Genomic DNA, 24,836 nt, shown 5'->3' with positions numbered 1-24,836 from the left:
GAAAATTTTGACGGAACGTGAGCAATATTTATTTTGGAAGTTGGCCAATTATTTTATAATAGATCTGGATTACAGGCTTGTTCACATGGATCAGGAAGAAAATGAGATTTGGATTGAAACTGTTCGCAATAAAAGTGTTAATCTGATTCGGATTTTTGCCGAAGATATCGACTGGGCGAATTGGTTGAAACGGGATATACAGCAAACTGGCACAAGGGCCGAAGAAATTCGAAAGCAATTTTTGAAAAAAGAATTCACCGTGCTTAATATTTATGTGTCAAAATATCCACCTGTGGACGATTATGAATATGTCATTCAACAGCCCTATGATGTTCAAGGCGGCAAAACACAGGTAAAAACCTTGCTGATGGCAAACGGCTTATTGGAGGATTCCTTTCAGCAAATAGCCGTGATCTTTAATAGGTCTTTTCAATTCCAACCTCAAAATCCATATGACGAAGCTCTCATACAAGGGTTAAAAGAAGCTGCCCTTCAAAAAGCGAATAGCCGGGAAAGAGAAGAGAGAGAGCTGTTCGAAAATGGAAAACCTTTTTTTACTTATTTTTTCGTTGCTGCTCAGCTTCTGATGTTTTTTATCCTCGAAAGTAATGGAGGCAGCACGAATGTAGAGACACTCGTTAAATACGGGGCTAAATATAATCCGCTCATATTGACTGGTGAGTGGTGGCGTTTTTTTACTCCCATCTTCCTGCACATTGGACTATTACATTTAATGATGAATACTTTGGCACTTTATTATTTGGGCTCTGCTGTTGAGAAAATTTTTGGACGCTTACGTTTTTTATGGATCTACTTATTTTCGGGCTTTGCAGGTTCAGTAGCCAGCTTTGTATTTACAAGTAATTTATCGGCGGGAGCAAGCGGAGCCATATTCGGATGCTTTGGTGCACTTTTATATATGGGTGTCGTTAATCCCAGGCTTTTCTTCAGGACAATCGGAATGAATGTCATAGTTGTGATCATTATCAACCTGATCTTTGGGTTCACTGTGTCCGGCATTGATAATGCGGGTCATATAGGTGGACTCATTGGGGGCTTTCTTGCCACGGGTATTGTGCACTTGCCTGGTAAAAGAAAATGGGGAAGGCAATTTATCTTCTTATTGGCAGCGGCAGTAGCGGTCTATTACATGCTGAATATTGGTTATCACAATGACCGCCCCGATGCAGTGAATGCCAAAGCCCAGAAGCAGATAGAAAATGGAGAAATTCAAGCGGCCTACGAAACACTCTCAAGCTTTGTGGATGAAGGAAAAGGAGATGCTGTCAGCTTTTTTCAACTTGCATATGCGGAAATTCAACTTCAAAAATATGATGATGCAAGGTTACACTTGGAAAAGTCAGTTGAATTGGAACCAAAGTTTCACGAAGCGCATTTCAATTTGGCGATAATTTATTATGAACAAGGCAATATCGAAAAAGCGAAAGAACATGCTTCAAAAGCAGAAAAATTAGCGGACCAACAAAAATACCGGGATTTTTTAAAGAAAATAGAATAATAGCATTAAGGTGATGTAATGAACTCCGTTTACGATGTACAACAATTGTTAAAAAAATTCGGCATTTATGTTTATATTGGCGACAGGCTTTCTGACTTGGAGCTGATGGAAGAGGAGATCAGGGAACTGTATTCAGCAAAGTTGATTTTAAGGGAGGATTTTACACAATCCATCTTGATACTTAGAGCGGAGAGAAGTCGAATACAAAAAGATCAAAACAAAGAATGAAGGAAGGGGAATTTCCTCCATTCTTTGTTTTTGATGAAATTACGCCTATTTCAATTCGACACACACTGCTTTTCAAATAAGTTTGTCCACCATGTAATTCACAAAAAAGGCACTTAAAATGGAAATAAAGCGAAACCTTTTCAAAGTTTATTTCGTCTAATCTAAGGGGATAGAGCATACGCTGTCTCTATGTATGGGATGTTCGTCCCAACGTACGCCGTATTTGATTTTTTACAAGAAACATATTATGATATTGCTTAGTGCTGTCATGGTATTTCAAAAAAATGGCAAAAAAGAACCAGATAGCAATCGGGAGGTAGGGCATTGAACAGGCTTAAGATTGAAAAGATTTCTCTACCGGTTTTAGCGGCTGTCATGCTTTGGCTCAAGACATACATCGTTTATAAAACAAGCTTCAACATTAAAATTGAAAATGTCATGCAGGAACTTATATTGTTCATCAATCCTTTAAGCTTTCTGTTATTTGCTTTCGGGATTGCGCTATTTTTTAATTCAGAGAAAAATAGAAATCGGTATGTCATCATCACGAGCTTTATATTAGGTTTCATCCTATATGCGAATGTGGCGTTTTATCGGTTTTTCACCGACTTCATCACATTGCCGGTCCTATTCCAGACGAGCAATTTTGCCGACCTGGGGGACAGTGCGCTGACGGAAATCCATCTTTACGACATTGTTTACTTTATCGATGTCATTCTATTGCTTGTTTTCATTAGATACAAGCGGAATTTTCAGGTGTTTACACCAATGAAAAAAGTGAAGCGCCGGGCTTATTTCCTTGTTGCGGCAGCTCTGCTATTTTTAAATATAGGTCTGGCAGAAACCGAGCGTCCACAGTTGCTGACAAGAACATTTGACAGGGAAATGCTTGTGAAGAATCTTGGAACGTATAATTACCATTTATATGATATTTTCCTGCAGTCAAAATCATCCGCACAGCGGGCAATGGCTGACGGCAGCGAATTGGTGGATATTGATAACTATGTAAGGGCCAATTATGTCAAGCCGGACAAAAATATGTTTGGCATTGCCGAAGACAGGAACTTGATTGTTGTTACACTTGAATCACTCCAGAGTTTTGTCATCAATAACGATGTATACGGCGAAGAGGTAACTCCGTTCTTAAATGAGTTCATTAATGACAGTTATTACTTTGACCAGTTTTACCATCAGACTGGCCAAGGGAAAACATCGGATTCCGAATTTTTGATTGAAAACTCTTTGTATCCGCTGAGCCGAGGAGCAGTTTTCTTTACACACTCAGGCAATGAGCTGAATTCTCTTGCCCAAAATTTAGGCGAACGGGGATATTTTACATCCGCCATGCACGCCAATAACAAAAGTTTTTGGAACCGGGACATCATGTATAAGGCCATTGGTTATGATTACTTTTATTCTGCTTCTGACTACGAAATCACCCCTGACATTTCTGTCGGTTGGGGTATGAAGGATATCCCATTCTTTGAACAGTCAGTAGATCTGATGAAAGAAATGCCGAAGCCTTTTTATACGAAAATGATCACGTTGACAAACCACCATCCTTTCAGGCTGGACGAAGAAGATATCTTCATTGACGAATATGATTCGAAGAGCGGTACATTGAATCGTTACTTCCAGACTGTCAGGTATATGGACGAAGCTGTAAAACAGTTTATTCAAAAACTGAAGGATGAAGGATTATATGACAATTCCATCATTGTCATGTACGGAGATCACTACGGGATATCGGAAAACCATAATGAAGCGATGGCGCAATATTTGGGTAAAGAAGTAACTCCATTTGTTAGCGCACAGCTCCAGCGGGTTCCTTTGATTGTCCATATCCCTGGGGTGACAGATCATGGGAAAGGGAAAGTCATATCCAAGGTGGGTGGACAGATTGACCTGAAACCGACGATATTGCATCTGTTGGGAGTCGATACAAAGCAAGCCATCCATTTTGGAGAAGACTTATTTTCAAATGACCATCGTGATTTTGCAGTTTTCCGGGACGGGCGCTTTGTTACAAAAGATTATGTTTATGCTGATAATACATGTTATTCAAAAGAGACTGAAGAACCGACAGAGGCCTCTTACTGTGACCAGTATAAGGAAAAAGCACGTGCTGAGCTTGCTTACTCGGATAAAATCATATATGGTGATTTACTGAGGTTTTATGAATCTTCTGAATATAGAGTGGAAAATCAGGAATAGGAGCTCCCATTAAAGGGAGCTTTATTTTTTGTTTAGAAAAATTTAAGCTATTGTATAACTTCACCATAAAGCTATGCCAGTCCAGAGAGGTTACAAGCGGTCAAGAAAGCTATTTAAGAAGAAGATGCTCCTTTGCCACAGGTGATTCGAAAAAGGATTGCTCAGCTCGTCGCAAAGTTGCACAATAAAGAATCAAAGAAGTTTTACATGAAGGGATTGAACCAGCAGCTTACCCGGTGGCTTCCGAACTGCCACTTCGAGAAATGACTGGTTTGCCAGTGCTAAGCAAGGGGATTGCACTTTTTCTGGAAAATAAAAAAAGCAGAAACCGAATTGTTTCTGCTTTTTGTGTTATTGAGGAAAGCCTGATTTTATTATGGTCATGATTGAGAAGAAACCAAATACCGCTACCGTTCCGAATGTGAAAACCAATGCTAGTACATTTCTGTTTTTTAACGCGCCGATGAATGCAAAAATGGCAAGGATTGCTACTAAGGCAAATATAATTGCTGTTCCCATTTATTAAGATCTCCCTTCCGAAAATATTAAGGAATTAATTAAACTATGTATGAAAAATACGGCTCCCCCATATTTTATAGCTTTTTATCGTGTTTGTCGAGTTTCAAAAGTGACACTTCTTTGACTTATCTATAGGATACCCCGGTTGGATCCTTTTAACCGTATATGTTTCCTTAACTACCATTTGCGGATTAATGGTAAACTTGAGAAAGAAAACGTGAAAGGAGTATGCATATGAACTGGAAACAAATTCCCTTGGGACCGCTGCAAACAAATTGTTACCTACTTTTCAACGAGGATAAGCAGTGCATCGTTATCGACCCAGGAGCACAAGGAGAAGACTTGATACAATATATGGAGCAGGAAGGACTGAAGCCTTTGGCAATCTGCCTCACCCATGCGCATTATGATCATATCGGAGCAGTCGAGAATGTTCGCAGTCACTGGGGCATCCCTGTATACATACATGAAAACGAGAAAGAGTGGCTTACGGATCCTTCCTTAAACGGATCTGCTCGCCATCCAATGGAGCCTGTTTCAGGGCAGCCTGCAGATCATCATCTGGAAAAGGAGGGCGCTTTGGAGATAGGGCCATTTACAATGGAAGTGCTTGAGACACCCGGACATTCTCCAGGAAGTGTCTCCTATTATATAAAAGAAATAGAAACTGTATTTTCAGGGGACGCCCTTTTTAATGGTGGTATCGGCAGAACGGATTTGTTGGGTGGAGATCATGCTACATTGATTGACAGCATCCATAACAAACTTTTGAGTTTGCCGGATCAAACAACAGTCCTGCCGGGCCATGGATTTTCAACCTCGGTGGAAAAGGAAAAGACAAGTAATCCGTATCTTTAAAAACAAGGCGCTGAATATCTTATTTATTTTTGTTAAAAACAAGTTTTGCTGTTTGTAGTAGAAGACACCGGCTCCTATAAAAAAGGCGGAGGGCGACGTCTAGCCTATGAAAAGACCGAAGCGTTCAGAGAGACTCAAACCCGCGTCCAGAAAGGGTAAAGGCGTGTCCAGGTTGATCCCGCAGGAAAGCTGTCAATGGCCCGTAAGCGTGCGCGAGGAAGTCTCATGGACTGCCTGAAGGGGTAATTACAGGTGTTATCTAATAGAACAACAACAAAAAAGCTTCCGGAACTCCGGAAGCTTTCTTGTTGTTGATGAAATTATTGATTTCCCAACTTGTGGACGACTTTAAATAAGATATTATTCGTCCAGCTCAGCGCCTAGCTCCTCGAGGCCACAAGCCGCTTCCTTGTGGTGGCTTAATAGCTGCCTCCTCGGGGAATCAGTTTGTGCTTGTCGGGGCTAATCAAAGCGCTTCTGCGTTTGTTACGACAATCCGCCGCCAGGCGGCATGATGAACATGGTGTAGTATGTAAAACCAGCAAAGAATACAGTCAGGTATGCGCCAAACACATACATATACATACGTTCTGTCAGGTTCATATAGCCAAGCAGTACAAAGAATCCTGTTTGACCGAGAAAGAGTAAAGCAGTCTTATCCATTCCTCCAAGGTAAAACATAACAGTAAAAATTGCAGTCCAAAAACCCATTACTCTGTACATGCGATCCATAAAGATTCCCTCCTTTGCAGCATGTAATCCATCAATTTCTTATTATAAAGGAAAAGCAACAAAAATGTAAATATATTCGCAGGCTCGATTGTGTCGAATGCGTGATAAAACTAATGATTAATGATTATCATACCCCTTTTTAACAGATTTAAAATATTTATTATTTTTAGCAGGAAAATGCCAAACATTGTCGAATACGTATTATCAAGAAGAAAAAAGGAGGTATTGTATGATAAATGACAATTGAGAGGACAGCTGATTTGCTCATTACCCAGGCGGTACAGCTGAATGCATCTGACGTTCATATCACTCCGCGCCGTCATGATTACCACATCAAGTTCCGCCTTAACGGACAGCTTACCCACCACAAGAACCTTCCGCCTATTGCAGGAGAAAGACTCATATCTCATCTAAAGTTCATGGCCTCGATGGATATCGGGGAAAAGAGAAAGCCCCAAAGCGGTTCATGGCAGACATATTGCCAAAACACGTTCGTTGCCCTTAGAATCTCCACCTTGCCATCCACCCTCTCCAAAGAAAGCCTGGTCATCCGCATCTTTCCGCAAAACAATTCTTTTTCACTAGAAACCATGGCCCTTTTTCCAAAAAGTATGGCAAAGCTTACCTCTTTGATGTCCCATTCGCATGGAATGATCATTTTTACAGGGCCTACAGGCTCAGGCAAGTCGTCGACGATTTATTCACTTGCAGAATACTGTGCATCTCAATTGAATCTCAATATTATCACTTTGGAGGATCCTGTGGAGAGGCAGAGTGATCGTTTTATACAAATGCAAGTGAATGAAAAAGCAGGCATCACATATGAAACGGGGTTAAAAGCTATTTTGCGCCATGACCCGGACATGATTTTTGTGGGAGAGATCCGTGATGCAGAAACAGCAGAAATTGCTGTACGGGCAGCGATGACAGGGCATCTTGTGCTAACAAGTATGCATACAAAAAATGGAGAAGGAGCAGTTTATCGACTGTTGGAATTCGGTATCATGCCTTTGGAAATCGAACAAACCCTGATTGGCGTTACAGCCCAGAGACTTGTCTCTTTACTTTGTCCTTTTTGCGGTACGAGCTGTTCAAAGTACTGCAATGGAAGCCTGATTAAACGGGCAGCCATTTTTGAAATACTTGAGGGGCGAAGGTTGGAACGAGTCATTCAAATGGCAAGGAAGTCAGCAGGATCCAGGCTTTTTGATCACGCATATTCACTAAGGAGATTAATCAGAAAGGGGATTGCGCTTGGATATATCGCCGATGAAGAATATCGCCGTTGGATTTTTCATGAAGGAGATTAAGCTGCCTTGGAAAGATCAAGGGCTGTATCTGACCCGGATCAGTGAAATGCTTGATAAAGGTTTTACATTGGGGGAATCGCTTGATTTTCTAGGGCGCACTAATGTAAAACGACTGGGAATGTTTCAGTCAATGGCAACTTTACTGAAGACCGGTCAGCCCATTTACGAAGTATTTTACATGGAGGGTTTTGATCATCAGACATGTACACAGCTTTATTTTGCAGAAAAGCACGGCTTCCTCATCACCGCTATGAAAGAATCAGGAGAGTATCTTCTTCGAAAGGATGACCAGCGTAAAAAATTAATTCGCTTATTGCAATATCCAATAATTTTAGTAGTGATTTTAATCATCGTAAGCTTTCTTCTTCAAACTCTTCTTTTACCACGATTTCAAATGTTCTACGACTCCATGGATTACCAACCTAACTTCATTCTCAAGCTGTTTCTTCAAATCATCCAGACTTTTCCGCTATATTCAATGCTTGTTATTCTTTTAATTCTTCCGACCAGCATTGTTTTCACAAAAGGTTTATTCAAAAAGTCGGCTATGGAAAAGGCTGTGTTTCTTTCACGATTTCCAGGCCTACAATCTTATTACAAGCTATATCAAACAATTTTCCTAGCGAGAGAATGGAGTTTTTTATTAAAAAGCGGTTTTTCCATCAACGAAATCATTCACATCATGAGAAGGCAGGATTTTCACCCATTATTAAAGGAGTCTGCAGTTGAGATAGGAGAAATGCTGAAGTTTGGATATTCATTTTCCGAAGCGATTTCACACCTTGGATTTGTGGAAGAGGAGCTTATGGTTATTGTTGCCCACGGTGAAAAAAACGGAAAGCTTGAAGATGAATTGATGTTTTATAGTCAATTTTGTCTCCAAAGGATGGAAGAAAAAATAATGAAGGCATTGTTGGTGGTCCAGCCTGCAGTTTTTGCATTGATCGGCTTAGTCGTCATAGCTATCTACTTATCGATTTTTCTTCCGATGTTCCAAGTGATCGACTCAATTTGAAGGGGGAAAATGAAATGAAACGCTTTTTTAAAAATGAAAAGGGCTTCACTCTTATAGAAATGATGATCGTTTTGCTAGTGATTACTGTGCTACTGTTAATTGCTTTGCCGAACATTACAAATCATAGTGCAAACATTAATGAGAAAGGCTGTTCTGGTCTTAAGCATATGGTCCAGGGGCAGGTTGAGGCCTACAGGATGGATAAAAATGAAATTCCCAATGCTGCTCAATTAGTAGATGCTCAGTATTTGAGAGATGCGGATTTAAAATGTCCGGATGGGACAAACCTAACAATCGATCCAACGAGCGGCAAGGTTGAATAATGCTATGCCATTAATATACTTTCGTTCAAACAGTGGCTTCACCTTGTTAGAATCTCTAATCGTTATGTCCGTTGTTGCGATCGTTCTTCTTTTTGGGATTTTCACGCTGAATCCCGTGATGGAATGGGTGCAAAAAAGGATGTTCATATCCCAGCTGCAGTCTGATTTGTACTATGCTCAATCTCATGCCATTAATCGAAAGGAAAGGGTGTCAATTATCTTTTCGAGAAACGACAATCGCTATTCAGCCACTGGGGAAGCAAGCGGCATATTAATTAGCAGGGACCTTAAGCATCCTGTCAAAATTACAGGCGGGTCGTTAAACCAGCTTCGGCTTCACATTACCCCGGAGGGGACAATCAATAATTTCGGAAGCGTAAATTTTAATTTGAACAAGCAAGTGATAGTGCTCAATTTCCATATTGGTAGGGGGCGGTTTGTTGTTAAAGAATGAAAAGGGGTTCACGTTTTTGGAAAGTATCATTTCTTTAAGTTTTATCTTGCTAATTTCATCTTCGTTTTTTCCCGTCATGTCGAACATGCTGGCCCACTTAAAGGAAGGTAAGAAAGAAATGACCGCTTATCGCCTGATGTATGAGCATGTGGAAAGGGAGGTTATGAGCGGTACAATGGGCAAAGGACAAGTGAATTGGAAAAACATCACATATGAGTTATTTATAGAAGAAAATAAAAAAGGAGATTGGAAAGCATGCGCCCGCTATGAGAAAAAAACACTTTGTGTTGACTGATCAATCAGGTTTCACCCTTATCGAATCCATTTTTTCGATAGTCGTTCTAACTATTCTCATGTCCCTCCTGCCCTTGATGTACAATTCTTTATCAGCAATTGACCGTTCAATATCATTGGAGGAAGATTTTGAATGGAACATCTTCCTTATACAGCTAAGGGATGAGCTGGGGACCGTTGACAGCTGCAGGTTTGGGACAGAACGTGTTTATTTAATAAAGAACACAATCTCAATCAAGTATGAACGATTCCAATGGGATATCAGGAGGCAGGTAGGTGACAAAGGGCATGAGGTAGTTTTGCAAAATGTAAGAAAGTTTGATGTCAAGGATGAGGCCCACATGCTTGTCATCAATGTGGAGTTCATAAATGGTACGAAAGAGGAGGCAAGGTTCATTATGCCGGCAAGGGAGGAGGGAGAAATATTTTCAACGAAAGAGGCTCCGTTTTACCCATTACATTGATAATAATATTGATAGCCATGTTCACTTTAGGTCAGGCATCCTTGAGCTATATTTCGCAATATAATTATCTCAATGAAATCGGGCAGTATTATGAAAAGGAGATCCAGTTGCAGCTTGTTAAAGGAAAGCACAGATTGGCATATAGGGATGAGGGAGTGATGAATCTATTGTCTGAAACACAGGGGCAATGGATTGAAGAATAGGTTGGAATGGACCGCTGCTGGGTTCAATTTTCCTTATTCCGGTCATACTATGGATAAGGAGGGATGTGTTGAGATGTCAACAAATGACTATGTGAAATACATGACTGAAAAATTGATCCAGCGTATGGAAACTCCAAAATCTGAAAGAAAGGAAATGAAAAAGGAACAGAAAGAAATAAAAACACCATTCCTTGTTAATTGGTTCGGAATGGTGCCCTTTTCTATTCTTATGTTGCTCAAAAAAGATAAACAGCCATTATAAAGTTCATTGATGAAATGGCATGGATTAGTTGTAAATTTAAATATTGGCTGACTCGGTCTGGATTACGCTGGTAGGGATTGGAGGTAAAATATCCCTCCGTTTAAAATATCAATTTGAATGTCCGGTTTATATTGGTCTTCAAGAGCTTTTTTCTCTATGAAATACGTTTCAGGCTTTTCCTCCTCGCCATCATAAAACTGATCCAACAGCTTGGAATCTTCCATCCATCTTTTTTGAGCTGCGTCAGCCCAGGGATGTTCATGGCTATGAATTTCATTTGTTAAAAAGGCCTCAATCCTTTTAAGACCACTCGTAGGCATGATAATTGGCGAGATTGTAAAACAGTAGTCAGGTATTTTTGGCGTAAGAGACACTGGGGAGATTTTTTCATCAAATTGTTCAATCAGGCTGCCATTTATTAAATTAAGGCCAAAAGATCTGTATACATCTTTCTTTCTGTCAGAGCAGTATGATATTTTCATATTCACATTCAACCAAGGGTGAAGCGGGACGTTTTGTGTTGAATGCATGTGTGGGCTTTCGTAGAGCCGTATATACGCTGCAAGCTTTCTGGCAGCCAAAAAGAGCTGATGCAACCGCGGTGCCCCAAAATGGATGAACTCCCCTTTTATATTCGGTGGTGCCTTTTCTTGATCTGTTATGAAAGTGACTTTCATCGGGTTGGGGATACCGCCTGTTTTCTCCAAATATGTCCAATAGAAAGGGCGGTTCATCAGTTCTTTATCCATTTCAACTGTTAGTTGAACGGTCAAGAACCCTGGGCCGTATTCTTCGATTGTACAGCCGGTTGCCAGGAAAAATTGTTCAAGATATTGATGGACTTCCTTTTGAAGCATAAGCTGCATCTTCCTTTCTAATCGTATCTGCAAACTCGATCATTGCTGCAAGATTGGCCATTTTGACTTTCATTTCCCCTTCTGTACTGGAGGTTTTAAAAATATCCATCATATGTTCCTCTATGCTTCCTCCATCAAGTTTGGCCAATATATCATCAAGTTCACCCACAACCCGTTCGAACAGCTTTATTTTGTTGGTCAAGAGATTCACTATATGCTCTTCGATGGTATGCTTTACAGCAAAATTGTATATATGCACATCCTCTTTCTGCCCCAGTCGGTGAACCCGTCCAATCCTTTGTTCCAGTCTCATAGGATTCCATGGCAGGTCATAATTGATGACGTTGCTGCAAAATTGAAGGTTAATTCCTTCGCCGCCTGCTTCAGTAGCGATAAGTACCTGAACATGATTTTTGAATAAATCCCTCATCCAATCCTTTTTGCTTCGTTTGAATCCGCCGCGGAACGGAACTGACTTGATTCCATGCTGCTGCAGAAACCATTGCAAATAAAGCTGGGTTGCCCGGTATTCTGTAAAGATGATGACCTTGTCATTAATATCTTTAATCAATTCCAAGGCTTTTTTTGCTTTAGAGTTTTCAGTAACGGCATCAATTTTCTGCTGAATGAGCTGAATGGATTTAACATATTGCTGTGATGGATTTTCCCGTTTTTGCAGCATGTTTTTTAAAGTGAAATAGACGGCTTCCCTGCTGCTGCACGCTTCCCGCTGCAAAGTCATAATCGAGAATGCGGGCATGGGCATATCGGTTTGCCGCAACAAGTCTATGGCATGGTACAATTCCTGTTCTTCTCTGTTGAAATCTATCGGAATCGTCTTAACATGGCGTTTTGTCCATTCGATTCCAGTATCAGCCCTTCTATTTCGTATCATCACCTTATTTACAAGACTTTTCAAATGCTCGTTCTCTGCAACTGAGAGCTTTTTGTTTTTATATTTCTCCAGAAAGCTTGTCTGGCTTCCAAGATGGCCGGGTTTAAGCAAAGAGACAAGGTAAAAAATTTCTTCAATCCGATTTTGTATGGGTGTAGCAGTAAGAAGAAGACAAAATTTCTTTTTAAGAGACTGTACAAACTCGTAATTTTTTGTTTTATGATTTTTAAGTTTATGTGCCTCATCAATAATGATCAGATCGAAGGACTGTTCCGCAATGATTTCCTTATGTGGGCTCCTTTTTGCCGTATCGATGGAGGAAACGACACAGTCATAGCGCTCCCATACATAGCTTTTGGTGGCTGCAATAGCATGTATGTAAAACTTTGAGTTCAATTCGGAGGTCCATTGGGAAACAAGGGATGCGGGTACGAGAATCAAAGCTCTTTTTACCAAGCCCCTGATCATATATTCTTTCAATATCAATCCGGCTTCTATAGTTTTTCCCAGACCAACTTCATCGGCAAGGATAGCTTTTCCATTCATATTTTCAATTACTTTGGCCGCGGTTTCCTTCTGATGCGGCAAAATTGTCAGCTCCGGCAGATGCTTTGGAGCTACAAGCCCTTCGAAATCTGGGACGAGGAGATGTTTTTCGGCAGTTAATGATAAATGAAAAAGTTTTTGGTTTGCCCATGGTCCGTCATTTTCGAGGCGTTCCAAGAAACCGGGCATCCAATTCTTGTTGAAATTGATTGTAACTGACATAATTGACCTCCTGTGTGATTCCGAGAAAAAATTTGAAAAGTAAATTAAAGAATGATACTATACAAGTGACAGAGTCGATACATATATTTTTTACTTTTAAGTAAGCGCAGTATGGCCAGCTTCGATAGTTAGGGCGTGCTAGCGCCATCACTCCCGCAGGGTGTGGTACTTTTCTTAGTATAACCATTCTTAAAAAGAATATAGGCGAATGAAGACAAGAGGAGAGACTGTATCAAAACAGCGCCGAAGGAGCAAGCGAATCTCGCGAATCTCTCAGGCAAAAAGACTCTTGTCCGACGCACCTCTGGAGAGTGTTCCGCCAGACGGAACCACCAACGGGGAAAGCCGGGTCATATCCGGTCAAACTTTCAGGTGCCAAGACAGAGAACCTTGTAACGGGGTTTTTCTGTCTTTTTTTATGCCCTTATACAGTAATAAACCAAAATCCAAGGAGGAATGAAAAGCGATGACCGAATTAAAAAAGACCCCATTGTATCCTTTGTATAAAGAATTTGGGGCAAAGACAATCGATTTTGGCGGTTGGGATATGCCGGTCCAATTTTCCGGCATCAAAGAAGAACATGAGGCAGTGAGAAAGAATGCCGGTATTTTTGATGTATCCCATATGGGTGAGATTATTGTCAAAGGGAAAAAAAGTCTGGACTTTCTGCAAAAAATCATGACAAATGACTTTTCCAAGCTTAAAGTCGGCGGTGCCCTTTACACGGCGTTATGCTATGAAAACGGCGGTGTGGTCGATGATTTGCTTGTCTATAAGTTAGGCGAGGAAGAGTATTTCCTTGTGGTCAATGCTGCAAATACGGAAAAAGATTATGACTGGATAACTGACCATGCTATTGATGATGTCAGCGTTGAAAACGTTTCGGATCAATACGTATTAATTGCCATTCAAGGCCCGAATGCTCAGTCAATACTTCAAAAGATTTCAAAAGATACTGACTTGGACGATATTGGTTTTTTCAAATTTAAGCAGGATGTTGATTTGGATGGAGCCCGTGCACTTGTATCCCGTACAGGGTATACAGGGGAGGGTGGATTCGAAATATATTGCCGTCCGGATGATGCGGAAAAGCTGTGGAGAACCCTTTTGGAAAATGGTAAAGAAGAAGGCATCAAGCCGTGTGGTCTCGGCGCAAGGGATACATTAAGGTTTGAAGCGGCGCTTCCTTTGTACGGACAGGAGCTTTCCCCGGAAATCACACCATTGGAGGCAGGACTGGGGTTTGCCGTCAAGTTGAACAAAGAGGCTGACTTTATCGGTAAAGACGCCTTGAAGCAGCAAAAAGAGCAAGGTGTGGAGAGAAAAATTGTCGGCGTTGAAATGATTGATAGAGGAATACCGAGAACCGGTTACAAGGTTTTTTCAGGTGACAACGAAATCGGCTATGTCACTTCAGGTACTCAGTCCCCTACTTTAAAGAAAAATATCGGGCTTGTTTTAATCAGTTCTGACTATAATGAAGAGGGAAATGAAGTGGAAATAGAAGTGCGTAAAAAACGCTTGAAAGCAAAAATTATTCAAACACCGTTTTATAAGCGCCTAAAAAAGTAGGATGGAGGATGAAGGAAATATGATCAAACATCGTTATCTGCCTATGACAGAGCAGGATAAAAAAGAGATGCTGGATACAATCGGGGTGGACTCCATTGATGAGCTGTTTTCCGATATTCCGGAAAAGGTCCGCTTCAAAGGCGAGTACAATATAAAACAAGCAAAATCGGAAACGTCATTAACGAAAGAGTTGGCTAATCTGGCAGCAAAAAATGCCGATTTAAAAAACAATGTGAGCTTTCTTGGAGCTGGAGTATATGACCACTATATCCCGATAATTGTAGACCATGTAATCTCCCGGTCTGAATTTTATACTGCTTATACTCCGTACCAGCCGGAAATTTCACAAGGTGAGCTGCAGGCTATTTTTGAATTTCAGACAATGATCTGCGAGCTTACAGGAATGGATGTGGCCAACTCATCAATGTATGATGGCGGCACCGCTCTTGCGGAGGCTGCGATGCTTAGCGCAGGACATACCAAAAGAAAAAAAGTTCTCGTTTCAAAAACTGTGCATCCTGAATCACGCGAAGTATTAAAGACTTATGCGAAAGGTCAGCACATCGAAGTTATTGAAATACCTTACAAAGACGGCGTGACGGATATTGAAGCATTAAAGTCGGAGCTTAATAATGACGTTGCGGCTGTTGTTGTCCAATATCCGAACTTTTTTGGCCTTATTGAACCATTGAAAGAGATTGAGCCTCTTATCCATGATATAAAAGCACAATTCGTAGTTTCCAGCAATCCCTTGGCGCTTGGTACACTTGCCTCTCCTGGGAGTCTTGGAGCTGATATCGTCACAGGGGATGCCCAGCCATTTGGTATTCCGACGGCGTTTGGCGGACCTCATTGCGGATATTTTGCCGTAACAAAAAAATTGATGCGTAAAGTCCCGGGAAGGCTCGTAGGTCAAACCGTCGATGAGGATGGAAAAAGAGGATTCGTTTTGACGTTGCAAGCTCGCGAACAACATATCCGCAGGGATAAAGCTACATCAAATATTTGCTCGAATCAGGCTTTGAATGCTCTGGCTGCTTCCGTCGCCATGACGGCATTGGGTAAAAAGGGTATGAAAGAGATGGCGTCCCAAAATATCCAAAAAACCCATTATGCGAAGGAAGCTTTTAAGAAAAATGGATTTGAACTTCCTTTGAACGGGTACCATTTCAATGAGTTTGTTGTAAAGCTGAACAGACCAATTAATGAAGTGAATGAAGGACTTCTTAAAAAAGAGATGATCGGCGGATATGATTTGGGGCGTGATTATCCGGAGCTTGAGAATCATATGCTTGTTGCGGTCACAGAAATGCGGACCAAAGAAGAGATTGATCAATTTATCAAAGAATTGGGGGATAATCAATGAGTGAAGTGGTTATGCCATTAATATTTGAAAAGTCCACTCCCGGCCGTATCGGGTATAGTTTGCCAGAGCTTGACGTTCCTGAAATTGATATTGAGCAATGCATCCCGTCGGGATATTTAAGGGAAGATGAGCCTGGTTTGCCTGAGGTTTCCGAGTTGGATATTATGAGGCACTACACTGAGTTATCGACTCATAATCATGGGATCGATTCTGGATTTTATCCGCTCGGTTCATGTACGATGAAATACAATCCGAAAATTAACGAATCTGTAGCAAGATTTCCGGGTTTCGCCCATATTCACCCATTGCAGCCGGAATCATCAGTACAGGGAGCTCTTGAATTAATGTATGATTTGCAGGAGCATCTAAAAGAGATCACCGGCATGGACGAAGTGACTTTGCAAACCGCAGCGGGCGCTCATGGAGAGTGGACGGGACTGATGATGATCAGGGCTTTCCATGAAGCAAATGGGGATATGGACCGGACAAAGGTCATCGTTCCGGACTCCGCACATGGGACAAATCCGGCATCGGCGACTGTAGCGGGGCTGGAAACTGTTACAGTCCGCTCAGGAGAAGACGGTCTCGTGGACCTGGATCATCTCAGGGAGCTGGTTGGCCCTGATACGGCAGCGTTGATGCTGACAAATCCTAACACGCTTGGTCTGTTCGAGGAACAAATTCTTGATATGGCTGAAATTATCCATAGTGCCGGAGGAAAGCTTTATTATGATGGTGCGAATCTGAACGCTGTTATGTCAAAAGCGCGTCCTGGTGACATGGGATTCGATGTTGTGCATTTGAACCTTCATAAAACATTTACCGGTCCGCACGGTGGAGGAGGACCAGGATCCGGCCCGGTGGGCGTTAAAAAAGAGTTGATACCATATTTGCCAAAGCCTGTCATTACAAAGAAAGATGATAAATTTACTTTTGACTATGACAGACCGAGAGCAATCGGCAGGGTAAAACCTTATTATGGAAACTTCGGGATCAATGTCAGAGCCTATACGTATATTCGTTCAATGGGTCCGGATGGGTTGAAAGCCGTAACGGAATATGCCGTTCTCAATGCAAACTACATGATGAGAAAATTGGCTCCGTATTACGATTTGCCATTTGACACGCATTGTAAGCATGAGTTTGTATTAAGCGGAACCCGTCAGAAAAAATTGGGCGTCAGAACGTTGGATATTGCAAAACGGCTGCTTGACTTCGGCTACCATCCGCCAACCATATATTTCCCGCTCAACGTGGAAGAGTGCATGATGTTTGAGCCAACAGAGACAGAATCCAAGGAAACCCTGGATGGGTTTATCGATGCGATGATTCAGATTGCTAAGGAAACGGAGGAAAATCCTGAGATCGTTCAGGAGGCACCTCACAATACGATCGTTAAAAGACTGGATGAAACGCAGGCGGCAAGAAAACCTGTACTTCGTTATACTCAAGAATAAAAAGCGTGTTTACCACGCTTAGCTCAGCTGAAAGCTGAAAATATCAAACAGCCTCTTCGTATTTGAAGAGGCTGTTTGTTGTCTGAGAAAATCAGATAATGTTTTCTTCGGATTATGATTTGTGGTCTGAATGACAGGCGCCCATCACCGCAATCGGCTGCAATGAAGCTCATTCTTTATGCGATGTATTCGTTGAAGTGTATGATACCCTCGTCGGAAAACTGCATGAAGCAAATTCGCTGATGTTTCTCAGGAAGTTATTTAAGCGGCTGCTATGCTGTGGTGGCCAAAAAGCTGCCTTATCAAAGTAAGTCGTGCATTTGTTGCCTAAGGCTGCATGCCTTGCGCTTTTCTTTAAAAGGAAAGGGAAGTATAAAAATTTCATGAATATTGGCGCTTGTGTTTTCTTTATTTCGATCTAATTTTTCCAGTCCACTGTTTGAATCCGCCTTGAAGATGATACAGCTGGCGGTATCCCTTCCTATATAACTGCTGGGCAGCTCTGCCGCTTCGCAATCCGCTTTGGCAATATAAATACACAGGTTTATCTTTCCTGATTTCTTTCATTCTCATTTTCAATTGAGACATGGGAATATTTCGCGCTCCCAAAATATGTCCGCCGTCATATTCTTTCTGTTCCCGAACATCAATTAATTGTGCTTTTCGATATCCGGCGCGGAACTCATCTTGATTCAATGTTTTTAATACTTTTTTCTGTTGAAAGAAATTAAATAGAGAAAAAGCGATGACTGCTCCCAAAATGATAAGCAACGTATAAAGCAATGACAATGTAAAAGCCCCTTTCTAGTAAATAACACTAAATTCTATTATATTCGTCAAGGTACAATGAATCAAAGGTTTTCTCCAGAATACTGGCACCGAATAATAAACAAAATGTGATAGATGAAAGATGGGTGCTCCATTTAATCTGTCAATGGAGGAAAAAGTCTAAAATTGTTGAAATCAATCGGTTTATGAGGGAGTTTCCTTCAATTACTTTGTTTTACTTTTGAATCCTCGCTTTTTAAGATTTGACAAATTGTAATCATTTATTTCTGAAAACACAATATATAGTGGAGAGATTTTAAATAAAAATCAACATATTGTGTTTAAGCATTGATTTTATGGATATATATATGGTAACTTAACTATGACAGATAGTTACATACATACAGTAATCATTCTTCAAATCGTTTTTTATAAAGGAGTTGGCAAAATGTCTGTTGCATTTACGAAAAAACCGAGCTTAAACATAGAGGGGCTCAACGAAGACATTCAATTATTTAAACATGTCCATCCGATTACACCTGATATGAAACTCACTCAAAAAGGCGTTTCACGACTGGTCATGATCGATCGATATGCCTATAAGGATACAGAAAAAATCACATTGTCCGTCGGCGATTTTGTTGTTTTGACTATAAAAGAAGATCCGAAATTCCCAGCAAGGGGACTTGGGTTTATCAAGTCTATTGATTGGGAAGCGAAAACAGCTGAAGTTCTTGTTGAGGAAGAATTTCATACAGCCCTGGACGATGAAAAAGAAAGGGAAACAGGACTCATAGTCCGCCCGCTCGATATCATTGAAAAGCCGCTTGAAGTCTTTTATGAGCAAATTGCGAAAAGAAATGCAACGGGACTTGCTTCAGTGGAAAAAACGGAAGAGAAGAGACAGGAATGGTTTGAGAAGTTCTATGAAGAGCTTGTCAATTTGAATTTTGTTCCGGCCGGCAGGGTGCTCTACGGGGCAGGTGCAGGAACAGATGTTACTTATTTTAACTGTTATGTGATGCCTTTTGTTGCGGATTCACGCGAAGGGATTTCTGAACACAGAAAACAAGTGATGGAAATTATGAGCCGTGGCGGAGGCGTTGGTACAAATGGATCAACTTTAAGGCCTCGGAATACGCTCGCACGAGGTGTCAATGGTAAATCATCTGGATCCGTATCTTGGCTTGATGATATTGCAAAGCTTACCCACCTGGTGGAACAGGGCGGATCACGCCGAGGAGCTCAAATGATCATGCTTGCATCCTGGCACCCTGATATCGTGGAATTCATTATTTCAAAAATGCAGAATCCAAGAATTTTACGCTTTTTGATCGAGAATACAAACGATCCGATCATTAAAAAGCATGCAAAGGATAAATTGAAATTCACTCCGTTGACGCAAGCGGAGGAAGCGATGTACCAAGGAGTGCTAAACTATCGTACAATGCCGGGTCTTGGCGGATTCAGCGAGGAAATTTTCCGTTCTGCTGAAGAAAAGCTGAGTGAAGGCGGGACATATTCAGTCCATAATCCGGAATTCTTAACAGGAGCTAATATATCTGTATGTATTACAAAAGAATTCATGGAGGCAGTTGAAAACGACGGAGATTATGAGCTATGTTTCCCAGATGTTGAAAACTATGATGCAGAGGAAATGAAGGCTTATAACGAAAAATGGCATGAGGTCGGGGATGTACGTGAGTGGAAAAGCCTTGGCCATAAAGTAAGGACATACAGGAAGATCAAAGCGAAAGAACTTTGGAATCTGATCAATATTTGCGCAACGTATTCCGCTGAACCAGGAATATTCTTTATCGATAATGCAAACGAAATGACAAACGCAAAAGCTTACGGACAAAAAGTTGTCGCAACGAACCCATGTGGCGAACAGCCTTTGGCTCCATATTCAGTTTGTAACCTTGCGGCTGTAAATCTAGCCCAAATGGCTGATCTTAAAAATAAAACAGTGGATTTTGAAAGATTGAAGCAAACCGTCAAAGTTGGTGTCCGCATGCAGGATAACGTAATTGATGCTACGCCATACTTTTTGGAAGACAACAAAAAGCAGGCACTCGGAGAGCGTCGTGTCGGCCTTGGTGTTATGGGACTGGCGGATTTGCTCATTTATTGTGAAAAAGAGTACGGCTCGCCTGAGGGTAACGAACTTGTGGACAAAGTGTTTGAAGTGATTGCTACAACTGCTTATCGTGAATCGGTCGAACTTGCAAAGGAAAAAGGCAGCTTTCCGTTTTTGACTGGCAAGAGAGACGAAGAAACAGCGAACCTGCGTGAAGCATTTATCCAAACAGGATATATGAAAGGAATGCCGGAAGATATTCGTGAATCCATTAAGGAGCATGGCATTCGGAATTCGCATCTGTTGACTGTTGCTCCAACAGGTTCAACTGGTACAATGATTGGATGTTCAACGGGTCTCGAACCATATTTCTCCTTTACTTATTACCGTAGCGGACGGTTAGGAAAGTTTATAGAGGTTAAGGCAGATATAGTACAAGATTATCTGAAGGAACATCCGGATGCTGATGAGGACCGTTTACCGGATTGGTTTGTGACAGCCATGGAGTTGGCTCCTGAAGCTCATGCCGATACACAGTGTGTTATTCAGCGCTGGATTGACAGTTCCATCTCAAAAACGGTGAATGCTCCAAGAGGGTATTCAGTCGAGCAGGTAGAGGCAGTTTACGAGCGTCTGTACAATGGAGGAGCAAAAGGGGGCACGGTATATGTAGACGGCAGCCGTGATTCCCAAGTACTCACATTGAAAGCGGAAGAAAATAATTTTGATGAAGAAAAAGATGAACAGCAGCCTGAACGGCCGGTTGTGCTTGTCGATACGATTCAGGATCTAAGGTCAACAAGCGTTACAATCGGTTCAGAGCTGGGGAATACATGCCCTGTCTGCCGAAAAGGACAAGTGAAAGAAATTGGCGGATGCAACACATGTGATAACTGTAATGCACAATTGAAGTGTGGAATATAAAATATTTATATTTGAAAAAGCTGGCTATGAAGAATAGCCAGCTTTTTCCTTTCTCTATTGTAGAGTGACGCATAGGAAGAGCCAGGGCGAGCAAAGCGGCGAGTGAGCTTTTGCGGAAAGGATCCCCTGAAGCGGAAATCGGCAGTTCTTAAATCGAGTCCTTCTATAATATCAATATAAAGACAACACGAAGAAGGGCGGCACAAAAGATGGATATTGACGGCGTGTTTTCCGGTGGGGGAATTAAAGGGGTTGCTTTGATTGGTGCCTATGAGGTATTGGAGGAAAGGGGTTTTATATTTAAAAGGGTTGCGGGAACAAGTGCCGGTGCAATTATTGCCTCTTTGATAACGGCTGGATATTCCAGCAAAGAGATGGCGGATCTGATGAAAGAACTGGATTTAAATGAATTCCTCGACCCACGGAAAACGCTATTGCCCTTCCATTTGGCAAAATGGCTGCTTCTTTACTTTAGAATGGGTTTATTTCGTGGTGATCAGCTCGAGGAGTGGATTGGAAAAAAGTTGGCAAAAAAAGGTATCTATACATTTAAGGATATGCCGCCTGATACTTTGAGAGTAGTTGCAAGTGATCTGTCCACAGGAAGAATGTTGATTCTTCCTGATGATTTAGAGAAATACGGCATCCCAAAAGAAACTTATCCAGTTTCACGTGCCATCAGAATGAGCTGCAGTATCCCTTATTTTTTCGAACCGGTCAAATTGCGTTCATTAAGTGGAATGAATGTCATTGTAGACGGAGGTATATTAAGTAATTTTCCTATCTGGCTTTTTCAAAAGGAAGAACAAAAGCAAGCAAGGCCTATTATCGGAATCAAACTGAGCCAACGTATTGAACAGCAGCCAAAAAGAACGATCAAAAATGGTCTTCAGCTGTTTGAATCATTGTTTCATACAATGAAAGATGCTCATGACGCCAGGTACATTTCCAGAAGGCATGAACGCAATATCATATTTATTCCCACGGAAGAGACATTCGCTGCTGAATTTACAATAAACGATGAAAAAAAAGAAGCCCTTTTGAGAAAAGGGCGGGTAAGAGCAGAACAGTTCTTAAAATCATGGACATATTAACGAAGACAGACAGATTAAAAAATAGCTCTGTCTTTTTTCTTGCTTTTCTTTCCTTCTATTACAGTAAGATGAGCAGTCGACCTTTTGCGAAGCGGTCGGTTTCGGAAATGGTTGCTGGTTTGAGCTGAAGTTTTCCTTTTTTTCGCCCGCATTTTAGACTGCTTTGCTGCTCTGGCAAATGCATTTTTCTCTCTGCCGCCTTGTGATCTATTTGTCCAAATACGGTAGATGATTAATACGGCAGCAACTACCGCTCCCATAAATAAGAGTTGTTTAAATAAACCAACCGGATTATTTATTAAATAGGAGCCCAAACCGATTACAGCTAAAATGAAAATTCCGCTTATGATCAAATTCCGTGCTTTCAAGAGCGCCACCTCCTCGGGAATAGTGGATATCTTTCCCAAAAAGAACATCCTTTATACATAATTAGATGTAGAGATTTAAATGAAATTCATCCTCTCTATCCTTTTCCACCATAATCAAGTCTTTAAACGAAGGAAGAGCGACTTTGTTGCAGGCAAGGTTCTTTTGACTAGCCGCTTGGTTAACATATAAAGAGAATTCTACCCTGGACAAATTCAGCCAGGGTCAAAAAGTGAAATATCAATCAGGATATAGTGTCCTGTAATTGAAGAACGCCTTCCAGTATCTAAATTAAGTATATCTAACTCTATTTTACTAAAAAAATGAAAATTTAACCAGATAAAAAGCTTCGTGAAACAAAATAGACATAAAGGACATGCTATGGAAGAGGTGGTTGTCATGGAAGAAAAAAATTATTATTCAATACCGCTGATCACGATGGCTGTTATCACAGGCTTTGTCGCCGGGGTAGCGGGAAGTTTGATGGGATACCTTGTACATTACTTAAACTTTACAGAGATAAGCCCGGGAATCATTCTAGCTCCCTGGAGCGGGGGGGGGAAGGGCGGCTGGGCAGGGATACTGCTTGCAGCTTTACTATATGGTTTGGTTTCAATCGTGACGGCACTGCTTTATTATGGAACTTTGAAAAAAAGAAAATCATTTTGGTGGGGAATAGCCTATGGAGTTGTTTTATTTTTAATTGTTTTTCTTGTGCTGTTTCCATTGTTTCCTGGAACGAAATCATTATTAAAATATGATATAAATTCAATATTGACTGGACTAAGCGCGTTTATTTTATATGGGGTTTTTATCGGATATTCAATTTCATACGAATATGAGGAATTTCAATACTTGAAACAACTGAAATTGAAACAATAACGGTTGTTTTCATTCATGTTTTTTCCAATCTTTTATGTTAAACTGTTTATGCCAGAACATTCCTGTTTCTTCTTAAAAACTATAATCTGACTATGTTTTCAATCTTGAAAATATGTGTTATGTCTAGCTCCAACGGAGAGGAAGTCCTAGTGCCACCGATAGGAAGTGCTAGTACAAGTGAAGCGACAGGACAAGGAAAGCTTTGGCAGCGTTACATTGCACGAAGGAAAAGCGTCAGCTTTTTCGAGGATGTGGCGTCCTGAGACGGCCAAACGCCTTGCGCTTTTCTTATCTTAAAAGCAACTCTAAGCCTAAATTCCGGGGGAGAAAAAAGATGGATAAAATCGAAAAAATACGAGGGAATTTCACTGAGTTCGACATTGATGGACTGTTGATAACGAGCCCATATAATCGCAGGTATGCTACAAATTTTACGGGGACGGCAGGCGTTGCCCTAATTACCCATGATGCGGCTTATTTCATAACTGACTTTAGGTATACGAAGCAAGCGGAGACTCAGGCGCCTGGATATGAAATCATCCAATACGCCGGATCCATTATTAGCGAAATAGCTGAAATAGTGGAAAAGCATGGAATAAAAAAACTCGGCTTTGAACAGGATTATGTCACTTATTCCGAGTGGACGAAGTATGAGGATGAACTGAAAGCGGAACTGGTACCGATTTCTGCCTTGATTGAAGAGCTGCGCATGATAAAAACGGATAGCGAAGTTGCTGTCATTAAGGAAGCAGCAGATATAGCGGATGCTGCATTTAAGCATATTCTCGACTTTATCAAACCGGGAGCCTGCGAAATTGACATCGCCAATGAACTTGAATTTTTCATGAGAAAATGTGGAGCAACTTCTTCGTCATTTGATATTATTGTCGCTTCCGGCTGGAGATCTGCTTTGCCACACGGGGTGGCGAGCGACAAGCTGATTGAAGCAGGGGATTTCGTCACTTTGGATTATGGAGCGCTACATAAAGGGTATATATCTGATATTACAAGGACCGTGGCTGTAGGGGAACCATCCCAACAGCTCAAGGAGATTTATCAGATTGTTCTTGAGGCACAAATGGAAGCAGTTGAAAAAATAAAGCCTGGCATGACAGGAATTGAAGCGGATAAGATTGCAAGGGATTTGATTGCGAAGCATGGCTATGGCGAACACTTTGGTCATTCTTTAGGTCATGGGATCGGACTGGAGGTTCATGAAGGTCCAGGTCTATCCCCGCGCTCTGAGAAAAAGCTTGTACCTGGAATGACGGTGACCGTGGAGCCGGGAATTTATTTGCCAAATGTGGGCGGGGTTCGGATAGAAGATGATATTCTAATTACCGATTCCGGGAATGAAAGATTGACACACTCAACAAAAGAATTGCTCATTTTATAATTGTTATTGGGAGGC

At 41.2% G+C, this 24,836-nt stretch carries 25 protein-coding genes and 1 riboswitch; of the genes, 19 read left to right on the top strand and 6 right to left on the bottom strand.

Going from position 1 to position 24,836, the window contains the following annotated elements:
* The first annotated feature begins 7 nt into the window (after nucleotides 1-7).
* The 3 genes from D4T97_RS13150 to D4T97_RS13140 all read left to right on the top strand — a co-directional run bounded on the left by D4T97_RS13150 (nucleotide 8) and on the right by D4T97_RS13140 (nucleotide 3,961).
* A complete protein-coding gene (locus D4T97_RS13150; RefSeq protein WP_126051204.1) occupies nucleotides 8-1,519 on the top strand; it encodes a rhomboid family protein in 1,512 nt (503 codons plus the stop codon).
* An 18-nt stretch (nucleotides 1,520-1,537) separates the two neighbouring features.
* Nucleotides 1,538-1,747 carry a YqgQ family protein gene (locus tag D4T97_RS13145; RefSeq protein ID WP_126051203.1) on the top strand — a complete coding sequence of 70 codons (210 nt, stop codon included), beginning with the start codon at nucleotides 1,538-1,540 and terminating at the stop codon, nucleotides 1,745-1,747.
* Nucleotides 1,748-2,071: 324 nt separating this feature from the next.
* Nucleotides 2,072-3,961, top strand: a complete 1,890-nt coding sequence (locus tag D4T97_RS13140; protein WP_126051202.1) for an LTA synthase family protein — start codon at nucleotides 2,072-2,074, stop codon at nucleotides 3,959-3,961.
* A gap of 351 nt (nucleotides 3,962-4,312) precedes the next feature.
* On the opposite strand, the gene D4T97_RS13135 is transcribed toward D4T97_RS13140, so the two are convergent.
* Nucleotides 4,313-4,480 (bottom strand): DUF2759 family protein, encoded by a 168-nt coding sequence (locus D4T97_RS13135; RefSeq protein WP_126051201.1) that lies wholly within the window; start codon nucleotides 4,478-4,480, stop codon nucleotides 4,313-4,315.
* A gap of 234 nt (nucleotides 4,481-4,714) precedes the next feature.
* Between D4T97_RS13135 and D4T97_RS13130 the strand changes: the two genes are divergently transcribed.
* Complete coding sequence (locus D4T97_RS13130) at nucleotides 4,715-5,338, top strand: MBL fold metallo-hydrolase (protein WP_126051200.1); 624 nt, start codon at nucleotides 4,715-4,717, stop codon at nucleotides 5,336-5,338.
* A gap of 486 nt (nucleotides 5,339-5,824) precedes the next feature.
* Here D4T97_RS13130 and D4T97_RS13125 read toward each other — a convergent pair whose 3' ends face one another.
* Nucleotides 5,825-6,070 (bottom strand): DUF2626 domain-containing protein, encoded by a 246-nt coding sequence (locus D4T97_RS13125; protein WP_126051199.1) that lies wholly within the window; start codon nucleotides 6,068-6,070, stop codon nucleotides 5,825-5,827.
* A gap of 236 nt (nucleotides 6,071-6,306) precedes the next feature.
* Here D4T97_RS13125 and comGA point away from each other — a divergent pair, with 236 nt between their 5' ends.
* From comGA to D4T97_RS13085, 8 genes are all read left to right on the top strand, one after another.
* The gene (gene comGA, locus D4T97_RS13120; protein WP_126051198.1) at nucleotides 6,307-7,380 is read left to right on the top strand and encodes a competence type IV pilus ATPase ComGA; all 1,074 of its coding nucleotides are present in this window, start codon (nucleotides 6,307-6,309) and stop codon (nucleotides 7,378-7,380) included.
* On the top strand, nucleotides 7,340-8,395 hold the full coding sequence (gene comGB, locus D4T97_RS13115) for a competence type IV pilus assembly protein ComGB (protein WP_126051197.1): 1,056 nt from the start codon (nucleotides 7,340-7,342) through the stop codon (nucleotides 8,393-8,395). Before comGA ends, comGB begins: the two co-directional genes overlap by 41 nt.
* Nucleotides 8,396-8,409: 14 nt before the next feature.
* Nucleotides 8,410-8,718, top strand: a complete 309-nt coding sequence (gene comGC, locus D4T97_RS13110) for a competence type IV pilus major pilin ComGC (protein WP_126051196.1) — start codon at nucleotides 8,410-8,412, stop codon at nucleotides 8,716-8,718.
* A 4-nt stretch (nucleotides 8,719-8,722) separates the two neighbouring features.
* Nucleotides 8,723-9,172, top strand: coding sequence for a competence type IV pilus minor pilin ComGD (comGD, locus tag D4T97_RS13105; protein WP_126051195.1), 450 nt, complete (start codon nucleotides 8,723-8,725; stop codon nucleotides 9,170-9,172).
* Nucleotides 9,159-9,467 carry a competence type IV pilus minor pilin ComGE gene (comGE, locus tag D4T97_RS13100; protein ID WP_126051194.1) on the top strand — a complete coding sequence of 103 codons (309 nt, stop codon included), beginning with the start codon at nucleotides 9,159-9,161 and terminating at the stop codon, nucleotides 9,465-9,467. The genes comGD and comGE overlap by 14 nt, the downstream gene beginning before the upstream one ends.
* Nucleotides 9,439-9,930 (top strand): competence type IV pilus minor pilin ComGF, encoded by a 492-nt coding sequence (gene comGF / locus D4T97_RS13095; protein WP_126051193.1) that lies wholly within the window; start codon nucleotides 9,439-9,441, stop codon nucleotides 9,928-9,930. Before comGE ends, comGF begins: the two co-directional genes overlap by 29 nt.
* 41 nt (nucleotides 9,931-9,971) lie before the next feature.
* Nucleotides 9,972-10,133 (top strand): hypothetical protein, encoded by a 162-nt coding sequence (locus tag D4T97_RS13090; RefSeq protein ID WP_164525572.1) that lies wholly within the window; start codon nucleotides 9,972-9,974, stop codon nucleotides 10,131-10,133.
* A gap of 73 nt (nucleotides 10,134-10,206) precedes the next feature.
* Nucleotides 10,207-10,395: a YqzE family protein gene (locus D4T97_RS13085; protein ID WP_126051191.1), complete on the top strand. Its 189-nt coding sequence runs from the start codon at nucleotides 10,207-10,209 to the stop codon at nucleotides 10,393-10,395.
* A gap of 62 nt (nucleotides 10,396-10,457) precedes the next feature.
* Here D4T97_RS13085 and D4T97_RS13080 read toward each other — a convergent pair whose 3' ends face one another.
* A complete protein-coding gene (locus D4T97_RS13080; RefSeq protein WP_126051190.1) occupies nucleotides 10,458-11,252 on the bottom strand; it encodes a YqhG family protein in 795 nt (264 codons plus the stop codon).
* Nucleotides 11,221-12,915, bottom strand: coding sequence for a DEAD/DEAH box helicase (locus D4T97_RS13075; RefSeq protein WP_126051189.1), 1,695 nt, complete (start codon nucleotides 12,913-12,915; stop codon nucleotides 11,221-11,223). The genes D4T97_RS13080 and D4T97_RS13075 overlap by 32 nt, the downstream gene beginning before the upstream one ends.
* Before the next feature lie 208 nt (nucleotides 12,916-13,123).
* Nucleotides 13,124-13,214: riboswitch (glycine riboswitch) on the top strand.
* A 167-nt stretch (nucleotides 13,215-13,381) separates the two neighbouring features.
* Here D4T97_RS13075 and gcvT point away from each other — a divergent pair.
* The 3 genes from gcvT to gcvPB are packed head-to-tail and all read left to right on the top strand — an operon-like array spanning nucleotide 13,382 to nucleotide 17,311.
* On the top strand, nucleotides 13,382-14,488 hold the full coding sequence (gcvT, locus tag D4T97_RS13070; protein ID WP_126051188.1) for a glycine cleavage system aminomethyltransferase GcvT: 1,107 nt from the start codon (nucleotides 13,382-13,384) through the stop codon (nucleotides 14,486-14,488).
* 22 nt (nucleotides 14,489-14,510) lie between these two features.
* Complete coding sequence (gcvPA, locus tag D4T97_RS13065) at nucleotides 14,511-15,854, top strand: aminomethyl-transferring glycine dehydrogenase subunit GcvPA (protein WP_126051317.1); 1,344 nt, start codon at nucleotides 14,511-14,513, stop codon at nucleotides 15,852-15,854.
* Nucleotides 15,851-17,311 carry an aminomethyl-transferring glycine dehydrogenase subunit GcvPB gene (gene gcvPB, locus D4T97_RS13060; protein WP_126051187.1) on the top strand — a complete coding sequence of 487 codons (1,461 nt, stop codon included), beginning with the start codon at nucleotides 15,851-15,853 and terminating at the stop codon, nucleotides 17,309-17,311. Before gcvPA ends, gcvPB begins: the two co-directional genes overlap by 4 nt.
* A gap of 408 nt (nucleotides 17,312-17,719) precedes the next feature.
* On the opposite strand, the gene D4T97_RS13055 is transcribed toward gcvPB, so the two are convergent.
* Nucleotides 17,720-18,100 carry a rhodanese-like domain-containing protein gene (locus tag D4T97_RS13055; protein ID WP_126051186.1) on the bottom strand — a complete coding sequence of 127 codons (381 nt, stop codon included), beginning with the start codon at nucleotides 18,098-18,100 and terminating at the stop codon, nucleotides 17,720-17,722.
* Nucleotides 18,101-18,527: 427 nt separating this feature from the next.
* Here D4T97_RS13055 and D4T97_RS13050 point away from each other — a divergent pair, with 427 nt between their 5' ends.
* Nucleotides 18,528-21,083 carry a vitamin B12-dependent ribonucleotide reductase gene (locus tag D4T97_RS13050; RefSeq protein ID WP_126051185.1) on the top strand — a complete coding sequence of 852 codons (2,556 nt, stop codon included), beginning with the start codon at nucleotides 18,528-18,530 and terminating at the stop codon, nucleotides 21,081-21,083.
* Between the two features lie 209 nt (nucleotides 21,084-21,292).
* Nucleotides 21,293-22,177, top strand: a complete 885-nt coding sequence (locus tag D4T97_RS13045) for a patatin-like phospholipase family protein (protein ID WP_126051184.1) — start codon at nucleotides 21,293-21,295, stop codon at nucleotides 22,175-22,177.
* Nucleotides 22,178-22,191: 14 nt separating this feature from the next.
* Here D4T97_RS13045 and D4T97_RS13040 read toward each other — a convergent pair whose 3' ends face one another.
* Nucleotides 22,192-22,545: an SA1362 family protein gene (locus D4T97_RS13040; protein ID WP_126051183.1), complete on the bottom strand. Its 354-nt coding sequence runs from the start codon at nucleotides 22,543-22,545 to the stop codon at nucleotides 22,192-22,194.
* Nucleotides 22,546-22,942: 397 nt separating this feature from the next.
* On the opposite strand from D4T97_RS13040, the gene D4T97_RS13035 reads away from it, so the two are divergent.
* Together D4T97_RS13035 and D4T97_RS13030 are read left to right on the top strand one after the other, a co-directional pair.
* Nucleotides 22,943-23,425 carry a YqhR family membrane protein gene (locus tag D4T97_RS13035; RefSeq protein ID WP_126051316.1) on the top strand — a complete coding sequence of 161 codons (483 nt, stop codon included), beginning with the start codon at nucleotides 22,943-22,945 and terminating at the stop codon, nucleotides 23,423-23,425.
* 334 nt (nucleotides 23,426-23,759) lie between these two features.
* Nucleotides 23,760-24,821, top strand: coding sequence for a M24 family metallopeptidase (locus D4T97_RS13030; RefSeq protein WP_126051182.1), 1,062 nt, complete (start codon nucleotides 23,760-23,762; stop codon nucleotides 24,819-24,821).
* The last annotated feature ends 15 nt before the right edge of the window (nucleotides 24,822-24,836 follow it).

This window comes from Siminovitchia acidinfaciens (genome assembly GCF_003605385.1).
GTDB classification, from domain to species: Bacteria; Bacillota; Bacilli; order Bacillales; family Bacillaceae_C; genus Siminovitchia; species Siminovitchia acidinfaciens.
This window is presented reverse-complemented; position numbering and strand designations above follow the sequence as displayed.

What these genes read in the sequence shown, in the direction of transcription:
- D4T97_RS13135 (WP_126051201.1), bottom strand. Translation starts at nt 4,480, where the DNA reads ATGGGAACAGCAATTATATTTGCCTTAGTAGCAATCCTTGCCATTTTT.
- gcvPB (WP_126051187.1), top strand. Translation starts at nt 15,851, where the DNA reads ATGAGTGAAGTGGTTATGCCATTAATATTTGAAAAGTCCACTCCCGGC.
- gcvT (WP_126051188.1), top strand. Translation starts at nt 13,382, where the DNA reads ATGACCGAATTAAAAAAGACCCCATTGTATCCTTTGTATAAAGAATTT.
- D4T97_RS13125 (WP_126051199.1), bottom strand. Translation starts at nt 6,070, where the DNA reads ATGGATCGCATGTACAGAGTAATGGGTTTTTGGACTGCAATTTTTACT.
- D4T97_RS13130 (WP_126051200.1), top strand. Translation starts at nt 4,715, where the DNA reads ATGAACTGGAAACAAATTCCCTTGGGACCGCTGCAAACAAATTGTTAC.
- comGC (WP_126051196.1), top strand. Translation starts at nt 8,410, where the DNA reads ATGAAACGCTTTTTTAAAAATGAAAAGGGCTTCACTCTTATAGAAATG.
- D4T97_RS13045 (WP_126051184.1), top strand. Translation starts at nt 21,293, where the DNA reads ATGGATATTGACGGCGTGTTTTCCGGTGGGGGAATTAAAGGGGTTGCT.
- comGB (WP_126051197.1), top strand. Translation starts at nt 7,340, where the DNA reads ATGAAGAATATCGCCGTTGGATTTTTCATGAAGGAGATTAAGCTGCCT.
- D4T97_RS13080 (WP_126051190.1), bottom strand. Translation starts at nt 11,252, where the DNA reads ATGCTTCAAAAGGAAGTCCATCAATATCTTGAACAATTTTTCCTGGCA.
- D4T97_RS13085 (WP_126051191.1), top strand. Translation starts at nt 10,207, where the DNA reads ATGTCAACAAATGACTATGTGAAATACATGACTGAAAAATTGATCCAG.
- D4T97_RS13030 (WP_126051182.1), top strand. Translation starts at nt 23,760, where the DNA reads ATGGATAAAATCGAAAAAATACGAGGGAATTTCACTGAGTTCGACATT.
- comGF (WP_126051193.1), top strand. Translation starts at nt 9,439, where the DNA reads ATGAGAAAAAAACACTTTGTGTTGACTGATCAATCAGGTTTCACCCTT.
- comGA (WP_126051198.1), top strand. Translation starts at nt 6,307, where the DNA reads ATGACAATTGAGAGGACAGCTGATTTGCTCATTACCCAGGCGGTACAG.
- D4T97_RS13050 (WP_126051185.1), top strand. Translation starts at nt 18,528, where the DNA reads ATGTCTGTTGCATTTACGAAAAAACCGAGCTTAAACATAGAGGGGCTC.
- D4T97_RS13145 (WP_126051203.1), top strand. Translation starts at nt 1,538, where the DNA reads ATGAACTCCGTTTACGATGTACAACAATTGTTAAAAAAATTCGGCATT.
- comGD (WP_126051195.1), top strand. Translation starts at nt 8,723, where the DNA reads ATGCCATTAATATACTTTCGTTCAAACAGTGGCTTCACCTTGTTAGAA.
- D4T97_RS13035 (WP_126051316.1), top strand. Translation starts at nt 22,943, where the DNA reads ATGGAAGAAAAAAATTATTATTCAATACCGCTGATCACGATGGCTGTT.
- D4T97_RS13075 (WP_126051189.1), bottom strand. Translation starts at nt 12,915, where the DNA reads ATGTCAGTTACAATCAATTTCAACAAGAATTGGATGCCCGGTTTCTTG.